8 protein-coding genes and 1 riboswitch are annotated in these 13,546 nt (G+C 38.3%); all 8 genes read left to right on the top strand.

Going from position 1 to position 13,546, the window contains the following annotated elements; translation table 11 throughout:
• Positions 1 to 144 precede the first annotated feature (144 nt).
• The 8 genes from MKY45_RS06605 to MKY45_RS06640 all read left to right on the top strand — a co-directional run bounded on the left by MKY45_RS06605 (position 145) and on the right by MKY45_RS06640 (position 13,260).
• On the top strand, positions 145 to 1,110 hold the full coding sequence (locus tag MKY45_RS06605; RefSeq protein ID WP_445667621.1) for an AAA family ATPase: 966 nt from the start codon (positions 145 to 147) through the stop codon (positions 1,108 to 1,110).
• Entirely contained in the window at positions 1,107 to 2,375 is a 1,269-nt protein-coding gene (locus MKY45_RS06610; RefSeq protein ID WP_256705914.1) for a DUF58 domain-containing protein, read from the top strand. The genes MKY45_RS06605 and MKY45_RS06610 overlap by 4 nt, the downstream gene beginning before the upstream one ends.
• Positions 2,372 to 4,573 carry a transglutaminase TgpA family protein gene (locus MKY45_RS06615; protein WP_341172739.1) on the top strand — a complete coding sequence of 734 codons (2,202 nt, stop codon included), beginning with the start codon at positions 2,372 to 2,374 and terminating at the stop codon, positions 4,571 to 4,573. The genes MKY45_RS06610 and MKY45_RS06615 overlap by 4 nt, the downstream gene beginning before the upstream one ends.
• Positions 4,574 to 4,655: 82 nt before the next feature.
• Positions 4,656 to 4,757, top strand: a riboswitch (purine riboswitch).
• Positions 4,758 to 4,931: 174 nt separating this feature from the next.
• Positions 4,932 to 6,467 (top strand): glutamine-hydrolyzing GMP synthase, encoded by a 1,536-nt coding sequence (guaA, locus tag MKY45_RS06620; protein WP_256705917.1) that lies wholly within the window; start codon positions 4,932 to 4,934, stop codon positions 6,465 to 6,467.
• A 611-nt stretch (positions 6,468 to 7,078) separates the two neighbouring features.
• Entirely contained in the window at positions 7,079 to 7,441 is a 363-nt protein-coding gene (locus MKY45_RS06625) for a hypothetical protein (protein ID WP_341172740.1), read from the top strand.
• A gap of 45 nt (positions 7,442 to 7,486) precedes the next feature.
• Positions 7,487 to 10,483 (top strand): type I restriction endonuclease, encoded by a 2,997-nt coding sequence (locus MKY45_RS06630; protein ID WP_341172741.1) that lies wholly within the window; start codon positions 7,487 to 7,489, stop codon positions 10,481 to 10,483.
• Positions 10,484 to 10,499: 16 nt separating this feature from the next.
• Complete coding sequence (locus MKY45_RS06635) at positions 10,500 to 12,077, top strand: N-6 DNA methylase (protein ID WP_341172742.1); 1,578 nt, start codon at positions 10,500 to 10,502, stop codon at positions 12,075 to 12,077.
• Positions 12,067 to 13,260, top strand: a complete 1,194-nt coding sequence (locus MKY45_RS06640; RefSeq protein WP_341172743.1) for a restriction endonuclease subunit S — start codon at positions 12,067 to 12,069, stop codon at positions 13,258 to 13,260. Before MKY45_RS06635 ends, MKY45_RS06640 begins: the two co-directional genes overlap by 11 nt.
• Positions 13,261 to 13,546 lie beyond the last annotated feature (286 nt).

The following is a 13,546-nucleotide window of genomic DNA, read 5'->3' on the forward strand; positions in this document are numbered from 1 at the left end:
TTAACAACCAACCAATGAATATTCATTCTATCATTTGACCATAATAAGAGATAACTAAATCTTTGGAATGCATTTCGTTTCAATATGCTTCCTAATATAGTAACATGAAAGGCAGAAAGGTTCAGGAAGATAAGGAGGGTGATGATGGAACAGGAAAAGTTAGCAGAAAATATACAGATTCAAGATGTGTTAAATAATATCAATGACGTTATTTTTGGTAAAGAAGAAATTGTCAAATTGAGTTTAGTAGCCTTATTAACAGAAGGTCACGTCTTATTGGAGGACGTGCCCGGAGTAGGGAAAACAATGCTGGTCCGCACATTAGCAAAATCAGTCAATTGTGATTTTAGCCGGATTCAATTCACGCCAGACCTGCTGCCGTCGGATGTGACAGGGGTGTCTATTTACAATCCCAAAGAACTAGAATTTGAGTTTCGGGAGGGGCCAATCTTTGGAAATATTCTTCTAGCAGATGAGATTAACCGGACGTCTCCAAAGACGCAATCCGCCTTGCTGGAAGCGATGGAAGAAAAGAGCGTCACCGTAGACGGAGAGACACGGCGGTTGAATAGTCCTTTCTTTGTGATGGCGACTCAAAACCCGATTGAATATGAAGGAACCTATCCGTTGCCAGAAGCGCAGCTCGATCGCTTTCTATTAAAATTGCGCATGGGCTATCCAACCTATGAGGACGAGTTAGAAATGCTTGCGAGAAATAAAAGCCATCATCCGATTGAAGAAATCCAGGCAGTGATGTCGCAGGAGGAATTATTGCTGGCGCAGGAAGAAGCCAAAAGTGTCTATATAGACGAAACGATCCAGCAATATATCTTAAATATCGTTACGCGCACGAGATCACACCCTTCGATTTATTTAGGCGTGAGTCCAAGGGGTTCACTTGCTTTAATGGAAGCCTCCAAAGCGTATGCGTATATCGAAGGAAGAGATTATGTTATCCCGGATGATGTGAAGTATCTGGCAGGATTTGTGTTAGCTCATCGGGTGATGCTGAAAGCAGAAGCGCGATATCAAGGCAAATCAAGTGAGGAAATTCTTGATTCTATTATACAGTCTGCTCATATCCCGATTAAGAAAGGCTTCGGAGAATGAAGGAGAATCTCCGGATTATCCTTCGCAGTCTTGGCGTTTTGACACTCATTGTTATTCTCTTCTGCTATGCCATGTTCCAGGGAGGTTTTGTCAGCTGGTTTTTATTTTATGGCTACTTGCCAATCGGCATCTACCAGCTCCTCTTTGCCAGCTATCCACTGCGTGCGTGGCAGATTTACCGGGAAATCGAGAATCCGGTATGTCAGGCGGGAGATGAAATCGTTGTGAAGGTGCATTTAAAACGGAAGCTGCCTTTTCCTTTATTATATTGTACGTTTGAAGAAAAATTTCCCCAGTCTTTAATGAAGGAAGATACAAAGAAGGCGAAATACCTTTCTTCTCAGGCTTCAGGACAAATGACAGTTTCTCGCAGACTGATACGTATGTTATTTCCTCTATTCCGCAGAAATTTTACATTCAGTTATTCGATACAATCCCTGCCGCGCGGAGAGCATGTACTGGATAAAGTAACGATCCAAACAGGTGATATATTTGGTTTTATTAAGAAAAGCCGCGATTTTCAGGTGGAAAATACATTCGCTGTCTATCCTTATGAGCATGAGCTTCGTTTAGTGAGTGATATGGCAAGCTACGAGCAGGGCGGAGTGCTATCCAACCAATTACAGCATATGAATACGACCGTTGCTTCCGGAGCCAGGGAATATGCTCCAGGGGACCGATTTGCATGGATTGACTGGAAACAGACAGCAAGAAAACAAACGATGATGACCAAGGAATTTGACCGGGAGAAAAGCATGGATATCTTGCTGGTTCATGATAATTTTATGAACGGGAATAAAAATGAACTTATCTATGAAGCATCAATTGAAATGAGCTTATCTTTTATAGAAAAAATAGCAAAGAAAGATTATCAGACAAGCTTTCTTTCTATTGGCGAGAGGCCGCATGTACTTGAACTGGGACAAAGTGAGCAACAAATGGAGCGGATGAAGCATTATCTTCTGACAGCGAGAGGGGAACAGGAAGGTTCTTTTTCCATCCGTTTTCGTGAAGAAATGGCTCATTTCCATCAAGCGGATATTATCTTTTTGATTGTAACATCCATAGATCCCCAATTTGTGCAGGCTATCCAGGAAGCCAGACAGCGTATGAAGCATTTATCGATTATTTATATCCATCCAGAGAAAGTCCTGCCGGACACGGAGAAGCATCTGCTTGAGCCTTTGCGATTTTCCGGGATAGCGGTACAGCAATTAAGTATGGAACAGCTTGCAGCGGATCCGGTTGAGGTGATTTTTAAATGATAAAGACCCAAAAACAAGTAAAAACGCTGCATACACTACTATTATATATTGCAGGATTTTGCCTTTTCTTAGAATGGCTCTATCCGCTTGGGGATATTTCGGAAACCAATATTGGTGTTTTTGTGTTATTCGCGCTGTACTGCTTTTTTATTTCTTATTTTCAGCTGCATTGGCTGATTAGTATCCCTGTAAAAGGACTGGGATTGCTTTTTATCGTCCATATGCTTTACTTTGAGACAAGCTTTTTAGACCTGAACTGGGCAGGAGAAGTCCTCCAGGAAGTCATGTATAATATGGAGTTGATGTTTTCAGGCGACTGGTATATGCTTACCAACTTTTTCAGAAGTCTATTATTCCTGGTGCTCATTTGGCTGATGAGCTATCTGCTTTATTACTGGTTTGTCAGAATGAAAAATATTATCTTATTTATTCTGTTGACCTTTGTCTATATCGGCATTTTGGATACATTTACGGTATATGAAGGCGCTGCGGCAATCGTCCGTATTTTCATTATTTCCTTTATTGCACTCGGAATGTCCAGCTTGAGTAAGGAGATTGAAAATAAACGAATTCCTATTTCTGTCGGCGAACGATTAAAATATTGGCTGCTGCCGCTTGTGTTTGTCGTAGCAATCGTAAGCATTATTGGATATCAAGCACCGAAAGCAGAACCGCAATGGCCGGACCCGCTGCCATTTTTGCAGGGGGCTGCCGATAACATAGGAGATAGCGGCGTCGGAACTGGACGGGTTGGATATGGAGAAGATGATTCCCAGCTTGGCGGCTCCTTTGTCCAGGATGATACAGTTCTTTTTGAAGCGACCGTAGAAGAGGATCATTATTGGCGGATTGAAACAAAGGATGTCTATACAGGCAAGGGATGGGAGACTTCGCAAGATCGAAACCTTCTGCATCAGACAGGCGGGCAGATTACCCTATCTACCTTCGAGGACAGTGTCGAGACAGAAACGTTAGAGACACAGATTGCTTTTACGGGAAGTAACCGGCTGCCAAAGGTCGTCTATCCTTACGGTGTCTCCTCTATTAGAACAGAGGAACCGGTTGATTTTCACCTCGATGAAAGTATGGAGGGGATCGAAACGACACGGGATGGAGAGGACAGTACGCTGGAAGCTTATGAAATAAAGTATGAGAGTCCATCCTTTGATATCGAAGCACTGCAGAATAACTATGAACAGGATCCTGAAGAAGTCCGGGACCGTTACACACAGCTGCCGGATGATCTTCCGGAAAGAGTGGGAGATTTAGCCGCAGAAATAACAGAAAATCATGAAACAAGATACGATAAAGCACGTGCAATCGAGCGTTACTTCAGTGCAAATGGATTTGAATACCAGACAACAGATATTCCAAGGCCAAGAGAAGAAGAGGACTATGTCGATCAATTTTTATTTGAGACGCAAATTGGCTATTGTGATAACTTCTCCACGGCCATGGTTGTGATGCTCCGGTCAGAAGGGATTCCGGCTAGATGGGCGAAAGGATTTACAAGCGGAGAACGAATCGATTCCAAAGCTGAAGAACAAACACATGTGAATGAAGTTGCCAACAGCAATGCCCATTCCTGGGTAGAGGTCTATTTTCCAGAGGTAGGCTGGGTGCCATTTGAACCGACACAGGGCTTTACCAATATGGCGGATTTCGAAGTAGATGTGGATGAAAATGATTCTCCTTTGCCAGAGGAAGAAGAACCGCTCGAAGCACCAGAATTAGACCAGGAAGAAGGCGCAGAAGACGAAGAAGAGACAGATGAAGCGGAAGATCAGGAAGAAGATACAGCTGCTTCCGATGAAGAGACAGGGATTTCTGCATTAACAGGTTATATCCTTATTGGAATAGGGATTGTTCTGTTGCTGATTCTACTTGCCCTTTATATAAAGCGAAGAGAGATACGGATTTATTTCCTGCAAAGAAAGCTGGAAAACCATTTTGACGAGACGGCATTCCAGGAAGCCTATCTCTACCTGTTAAAGCTTACAGGTAAAAAAGGCTTCAAACGAGGAAGTGACGAAACCTTAAGGGAGTTTGCCCGAAGAGTGGATGAACATCTTTTTGCCGTGGAAATGAGCAAGCTGACAAGAATCTACGAGCGGATGATTTACAGTAAACGGCTCACAGGTGAAAAAGAGGAAATAATTCAATTATGGAAAAATTTAATCAATCAAATAATGGCTTGACCCGGGGCGTATCAATTAGTAGAATGAAAAAGGAAATACTGTGGGAGACGTTGTAAGAATATTTCTTCCCATAATGAAAAATTATCGTTTGACATATGCCTTTCGTATATCCTCGAAAATAAGGTTCGAAAGTTTCTACCGGGTCACCGTAAATGACTCGACTATGAAGGCAGAAGAAGGTTTGCTTATGCTGCCCGGATTCTGCCTTTCTATGATTTTTTGTGTGCGTGAGCTGCAGGAAGTAGAAAGGTGGAAGCCGGGCTTTTTAATAGGTGAGACAAAGGATTTCGAATACAGGGTAAAGGAACGTATAGTTTACAAGCTATTTTCTATAAAAGATACAGATTGGAGTCTAGTTATGGAGAACAATGAATTAGTACTGGTTTTAGATTTTGGCAGTCAATATAACCAATTAATCACACGCCGTATTCGTGAATTTGGCGTATATAGTGAGCTTCATTCACATAAACTGACCGCTGCAGAAATCAAAGAAATGAATCCAAAAGGAATCATTCTTTCCGGCGGACCGCACAGTGTTTATGGCGAAGACAGCTTCCGTTGTGATGAGGAAATCTTTGAATTAGGAATTCCTGTCCTCGGTATTTGCTATGGCATGCAATTAATGTCCCTGCATTTTGGCGGTAAAGTAGAAGCATCCAAAAACCGCGAATACGGAAAAGCATTAATCGAATTAAATGAAAGCCCGGCTCTATTTAAAGATACACCGACAAAACAGACGGTATGGATGAGTCATGGTGATAAAGTTACAGCTGCACCACCTTCTTTCATCGTTGATGCAACAAGTCCATCTACACCAGTTGCTGCTATCAGCGATATTGATAAGCAAATGTATGGGGTGCAATTCCATCCGGAAGTACGTCATTCCGAGTATGGAAATGATTTATTAAACAGCTTTGTCTTCGATGTTTGTAAATGTACAGGAGACTGGACGATTGCAAACTTTATCGAAATGGAAACAGAAAAGATCAAAGAAACTGTCGGCGACCGCAACGTACTTTGCGCATTAAGCGGCGGCGTAGACTCCTCTGTTGTTGCTGCTTTAATTCATAAAGCTATCGGCGACCAACTGACTTGTATCTTTGTTGATCATGGTCTCCTTCGTAAAAATGAAGCAGACGACGTGATGGAAGTATTTGCAGAAGACTTCCAGATGAATATTATCAAAGTAGATGCAAAGGACCGCTTCTTATCTAAATTAGCAGGCGTTTCCGATCCAGAGCAAAAACGTAAAATCATCGGAAATGAATTCATCTATGTATTTGACGATGAAGCAGCAAAATTAAAGGATATTGATTTCTTAGCGCAAGGAACGCTCTACACTGACGTGATTGAAAGTGGAACAGAAACAGCTCAAACCATCAAATCACATCATAACGTAGGCGGTCTGCCGGAAGATATGCAATTTGAATTAATTGAGCCATTAAATACATTATTCAAGGATGAAGTGCGTGAATTAGGTTCGCAATTAGGAATTCCTGACCGTATCGTTTGGCGTCAGCCATTCCCAGGGCCGGGACTTGCTATCCGTATCCTGGGTGAAGTAACGGAAGAACACTTAGAAATCGTTCGTGAATCCGATGCAATCCTTCGTGAAGAAATTGCTAAAGAAGGTCTTGACCGCGATATCTGGCAATACTTCACTGTCCTGCCAAACATCAAGAGTGTTGGTGTCATGGGAGATGCTCGTACGTATGCACATACAATTGGGATTCGTGCGGTAACTTCTATTGATGGTATGACTTCGGATTGGGCAAGAATTCCTTGGGATGTGCTTGAGAAGATTTCGACGCGTTTGGTGAATGATGTGGATAATATTAATCGAGTGGTGTATGATGTTACTTCTAAGCCGCCGGCTACGATTGAGTGGGAATAAGAATACAACCTAACTTGAAGTGGGAACGCTGATTTATAAGGGTTTAACCTTTTAAAAAAAGGCTAAAAACCATCTAAAATAATATAGTTCCCTACCAAAAACCCTACCAATAAAAAATTTTGGTAGGGAATTTTGTTTTTTCATTGAATTTTGGTAGGGAACATTTTTCTGTGGATAACTTGGTTATATTATAATAAATATCACTATAAAAAGTTAATATGCCAGTATAGGGATTTTTTTTGATTTAATATTAAAACTTGGCAGGGGAATTTTTAGGGTCCAGATTATCATGTGAAATTTGTTAAGATGATATTGAAAAACTCTAAATACCATTTGTTAAACAAACAGGTACCTAGTGGAGTAACATTTTCTAATACACAAAATGTTAGCATGAAATGTTATCTAAAGGTAAATTTATTTAAACTTAAGATTTATGTAAAGTTTTTCTTAGTTCAATGATTAAACCAAGAATTTCAGCGGTCCACTTATGTAACACTGTCGAACAGTATTGAACATGAAAAGACTTGCAATAACATTGTGACTATTATACCATAAAATCAATTATTACTATTCATTAAAATTGATGAGTATATTTTAAGAGAGGGTGTCAAATGGAGAAAAATAAAGATTTTAAAAAAGTTCAATTGTATCTTGAAGATTTGCTTTCGTTACATAATGTTTCAAAAGGTTTAGCCCCATTACTGTTTCATCTGACTACTTATGCAAATCCTCAAAAGCATATTATTGTAAACTCCTTTTTGAAAAAGGAATTAGCTATGAAAACAAATTCCAGCAAGGGAACAATTGAGAATTACATTTCAAGGTTGAATGAAGTTGGTCTTATCAAAAGAATTGATAGAGGGACCTACACTTTCCATTCGGTCATCTTAGGGGTAGACAAGATAGTTAAAAATGAACCTATAAAAGTAACAATCTCTTATATGGCTGATGGAAGAAAAATTCATTCCGAGTAAAAGCTGGATTCGACACAAAAATAAAATAGAGAGGAATGAGAATAAGTGCTTCATAATGAAGATTCTAGAGTAAAAGTACCAGCGTTGATTCATTTCTTACGATTAGGATATGTATACCAGACAAAGAAAACAGTAAATATTGATACAAGAAACAATATCTTTGTTGACGTATTTCGCGAGTCTATCAATAGAATAAACAATATAGAGTGTTCAGATTCTCGGCTGAAAGAGTTACTGTTGGAGATTGAGACACTGACAGATAACATGAAGGATAAAGGCAGATCTTTTTTCAATAGATTAAAGGATAACATGGGAATAAAATTAATTGATTTAAAAGAACCGATGAATAATGACTTTAGGGTGGTTTCTGAACTTACTTTTAGTAGAAATGGAGAAAGCTTTCGTCCAGATATCACGATTTTAGTAAATGGTATTCCGCTTGCTTTTGTTGAAGTGAAGAAGCCAAACAATAAAACTGGAATACAAGCTGAGTTTCGACGCGATCAGTTTCGTTCAAGTAGAGAAGAATTCATTCCGTACTTTAATCAAATGCAAATACTAGGATTCACTAACAACTTGGAGTATGACGATAATGAGCTGGTGAAGATGTCAGGTAGTTTCTATACAACACCAAATGGCGGCAGTTCTTCTTACAATCACTTTCGAGAAGAAAGAAAAATTCCTATTAATGAATATTTGTCAGATGCCTTAATAGATGAGGCGTTAATAGATAATGGAATTATGTCCATCAAGGAAACGAATGAATTCAACTCTAATCTGAAACCAGATACGTCGTGTAACCGATTCATCACTTCTCTTTTTTCAAAAGAGCGTTTTATACAATTTGTCAGGTATGGAATTGTTTATGTAGACTCTATTCGAGATGGGTTAAACAAGCATATCATTCGTTACCCGCAATTCTTTGCTTTAAATGCTTTAATTGAAAAGCTGGAAAAAGGCATGAATCGAGGCGTATTATGGCACACGCAAGGGAGTGGGAAGACTGCATTTGCTTACTTTGCAACCAACGTGCTGAGGGACTATTTTCAAGAGAAAAATATTATTACTAAGTTTTATTTCGTTGTTGATAGATTGGATCTATTAATTCAAGCTTCTGGTGAGCTTTCAGCAAGAGGAATGTCTATTGCAAGGATTAACAACAAGGATGACTTTGTAAAAAACATCAAGTCGCCAGTTATTGTTTCCACAACGAGTAATGTTGGTGAATACAAAGAAACGATGAACGTTGTTAACATTCAAAAGTTCTCTCAAGAAGCTACGGTTGACTCTTCTTTAGATAAGAAAATCCAGCGGATCTATTTCTTGGATGAAGTACATCGAAGTTATAAGCCAAAAGGAACTTTTCTCTCTAATTTACTTGGTGTTGATCCAAATGGGATATTTATTGGACTAACAGGTACACCTATCTTAAAGAAAGAGTTCAAAACAACCGATTTATTTTCGGAGTACATTCACAAGTATTACTATAATAAATCCATTGCGGATGGGTACACACTTCGTATAAAGAAGGAAAATATTTCAACGAAGCTTAAAACAGAGGTTCGCGACCTTTTTCGTTTAGGTGAGAAGGATAACATCACATCTGCTCAATGGGAACTTGTAGGAAAGGAACAAGCGTTCGTAGACAAAATTTGCGCTTATATTGAAGACGATTTCAATGTGTTTCGTAAAGAGATATACAATGATTTAAGTTTAAGTTATATGATTGTTACTTCTTCCAGTGAACAAGCACGAATGATTCAAGATTGGTTTAAAAAACAAAGCGACTTAAAAACAGCACTTGTTTTATATGACGAAGAAAATAATAAAGAAAAGCAAGAAGAATTTCGAGGCAAGAGAAATGAAAACAATTCAAGCGTGATTGAAAGTGAATATCAAGGCGTGATTGTTTACAACATGCTCTTAACAGGATTTGACGCACCACGTCTGAAGCGTTTGTATTTATTGCGAAGGATTAGAGAACATTCATTGTTACAAACACTTGCGAGGGTGAATCGACCATATAAAAAAATGCGATATGGGTACATAGTAGACTTTGTTGATATAACCGAAGAGTACGAAGAAACGAATCGTAGGTATTTGGAGGAACTAAGAGACGATATTGCTGGTGAGGATGGACAGGCAGATGTAGATGATATGTTTGTTGATGTGGAAGAAGTCAAAAAACAATTAAAATCTCTAAATAATAAGCTATTCATTTACATGGGTAATATCGAGAATAATTTGGTTGATTTCAGGAAACAAATAGAGGTCATGGAAGAGCCATATTTAAGAGAATTAAGAGCTAACTTGAATGCTTACAAAGAGTGCTACAATGAGCTTAAAATGGCAAAAGAAGATGTATCAGGCATGCCAATAGATAGAGTGAAAAAAGCGCACAGTGAAGTGTCCAGTCGCATTAAGTTTAAGAATGATGAAGAGCGATTAAACAATCCTGATTCAGATGTAGATGACATTGATTTTGAAGGTTTAATTGTTGAGTTTTTAAAAGTTGGAGAAATAGATTTGGATTTCACCACAGAAAATGATGTGCAAACAATCGTCAATAAGATTAAAAATGAATTTCATCAGAATTTAGATAAGGGAGATCAAGCTTTCATCAACCTTCAGCAAGAATTTAAGGATTTAACATTGGCATTGAAGCACGAAGGTGACTCAACGAAAAGAGTACAAGAGATTATCACTGGATTTGAAAAACTTCATAGAAAAGTACGACAGTTAAATGTTGATAACTACGCAATCATTGCAAGTTACAGGGGAGATGACTCCTGTATGAGAATCCATAAACAATTATTAGAGAATTACAGTGAAACATTAGACAACGCAACAGTTTACAGTGTAATGAATGAAATTATTAATGAAATAGATAAGTTGCTCGGTGGCATACAGCCAACCACAGAAATCATGAAGCGTGAAATGATGCGACCTGTAAGGGATGCATTCTTAAATAATGGGTTGCGACTTGGAAGAAGTCAAGTAATGGATGTCATCAAGCTATTTACAGATGATAAATTCAAATAGATGGGAAGAATGAGAAATGAGTATTGAAGAATACCTGAACCAAATAAAGAAAATGATTGATGATCTAAAAGCGATGAGTGCAAACCTTGGTTTAGCGAATACGGGCGATGAGTACAAAATTATCTCTGAGTTGTTCACTTATAAATTCTTAAACGATAAACTTCTATATGAGTTTGACAAGCGAGAAAATCAAGAAGAAACATTCGAAGATTTTGTTGATTTCGCTCCGATAAACATTGCAAGGATGAATGAGGAACACTTGGTAGACAGTTTATATCAGCAACAAAACAAGGACGATTTTAACCAAATCCTGGATCAGACATTCATGGAAGTCAACGAGCTAAATAAAGATGTTTATACGATTGAAACAGCTTCTGGTCAAAAGAAAAACTTATTTGAACCACTATCAACGTACATTCGGGATAGTAGTAAAGAATTGGAGCTTGCAAAACGTGCCATTAACATCATGGCAGAACACAAATTCACTAACATTTACGAAGATGGATTTGATTACTTCTCCAGTGTATTTGAATACTTGATTAAGGACTACAACAAAGACAGTGGTAAATATGCAGAGTATTTTACTCCTGTGAGTGTGGCGGACATCATTGCAGACATTCTGTATGATGATAAACCAGTTCGGAATGTAACGGTATATGACCCTGCATCTGGTTCGGGAACGCTTCTTCTTTCCATGGCAAATAAAATCGGAACAAACAATAGTACGATTTACAGTCAGGATATTTCACAGAAGTCTACACAGTTCTTGCGAATCAACCTAATCTTGAACAAATTGGTTCATTCCTTGCCAAACGTAACTGAGGGAGATACATTGCTCCGACCAGACCACTTAAATGAAAGTAATTCTGATAAGTTAATGAAGTTTGACTTTATTGTAAGCAATCCCCCTTTCAACATGGATTTCAGCAGCAGTATTGAGAGTTTGAAAGTGGATAAATACGATAGATTCTTTGCTGGATTACCAAACATACCAGAAAAGAAAAAGGATGGCATGGCAGTCTATCTAACGTTCATGCAACATATATTGGGTTCATTAAGCAAGGAAGGAAGAGCTGCTATTGTTGTACCTACGGGATTCGTATCAGCACTTGCGGGAATCCCTAAGAAAATCAAAGAGGTTCTGATTGATAAGAATTGGCTAAAGGGTGTTATCCACATGCCATCAAATATCTTTGCGAACACAGGAACGTCTGTCTCCATCGTTTTCATTGATAAAGGTAAAAAAGATGATAGGGTCATGTTGGTTGATGGAGCTAATTTAGGTGAGAAGAAGAAGTTGGATGAGGGTCAACGCACTGTATTAAGTGATTCAGAGAGACACAAACTGATAGACACATTCAAAAACCGAAGAGTCGAAGCGGAATTTAGTGCTTTTGTAAGCAATCAGGATATCCGTGAAAATGACCACTCTCTCTCAGCAGGTCAGTATGTGGAGATTAAGAATATAGAGCTTGATTTTGATATTGATGAGCGAATTCAGAGTTTACAAAATGAGATAAAGAACAATTTGACAGAGAGCGAAAAACTCAACAAGAAACTTGCAGATATTTTGGAGGTGGAGTATGAGTTTTAATTTAAGTGATTACATTGTAGAAATTGTCGATTGTTTACATGCTACCGCTCCTTATACGGAGAAGGGGCATGCACTCATACGAACAACAGACATTCAAAATGGGCGATTATTGTTAGAACAAACTATGAGAGTATCCGATGCGACTTATGAAAAGTGGACCCAGCGCTCTGTTCCCGAAGAAGGGGATTTAATTATGGCGCGAGAAGCTCCCGTCGGTGCAGTAGGTATCGTTCCAAAAAACACGAAAGTCTGCTTAGGGCAACGAACGGTGCAAATTATACCAGACAGGGACGTAATATATCCTAAATATTTGCTGTATGCATTAACACATCCTAAAACTCAAAGATTAATAGAAAGATACACTGTTGGTTCAACCGTTAAACGAATTAATGTCAGAGATATTCTGAAACTTAACATCCCTTTAAATTTGCCAGGTTTAGAAACTCAAAAAGATATAGCTGACAATATTTATTTGTACGACGAAAAAATTCAACTAAATAGAGATTTGATGATACAACTGGAGACATATGCTCAACTCCTTTTCCGTAAATGGTTTGCTGATTTTAACTTCCCAAACGAAAATGGAAAACCCTATAAAGATAGTGGGGGAGATATGATAGAGGTTGGAGGTAAGTTAATTCCAAAAAAATGGAACTCTGTAAAGTTTAAAGAGTTGTTTTCTTTTGAAAAAGGAGTCATTCCAAACGAGATTTTTGAAGAAAATTGTGGAGCAAAAAAACCTTATTTAACCATTGAATTTCTTGAAGAAGGTAAAGGTGAATTTACTGATGATCAGCCAAATTTATTAAAATCAAGAGACTTAGACATTTTAATGGTTATGGATGGTTCAAGGTCTGGAAAAGTATTCACAGCCATAGATGGCTATGTGGGGTCAACTTTGGCAAAGATCGTTCCTAAGGAAGAGATTTATAGGGATATAGGGTATATGTTTCTTAAAATGAGAGAAAGAGCTATATCGAATCGAACAACTGGTTCTGCTGTACCTCACACAAGCAAAAATTACGTTAACTCCTTAGTCTTAAATTTTCCAGAAGATAAAAACGAGTTGAGTACCTTTGCAGAGAAATTTTCTGTTCTAAGAGAAAAGATTTTGCTTCTCCAAAAAGAAAATATGCTTCTTTCCGAAACCAGAGATTTACACATTCACAAGCTAATCAAATAACTGTTTTAAAAAAGAGATTGCACTATGTAATGGAGTGCAATCTCTTTTTCTAATCAATTTTATACAGGTGTAAACGTTAAATGTGACAGAGTGGGGTGTACATTGAGAAAATATGCAAACGGGAACGAGAATTGTAAACCACTATTCAAACAACGCATTTTAATCTTCAGCATCCCTTGGTAAGATGTATATATCAAATCAAAGGAGATGCTATTTACACTTAAGTTATCGATAAAGCTAAGTATATAGCCCGTAGTTAAAATACTTATCACTTAATAACCACTAA

Source organism: Oceanobacillus sp. FSL K6-0251 (genome assembly GCF_038004725.1).
Taxonomy (GTDB): Bacteria; Bacillota; Bacilli; order Bacillales; family Amphibacillaceae; genus Oceanobacillus; species Oceanobacillus oncorhynchi.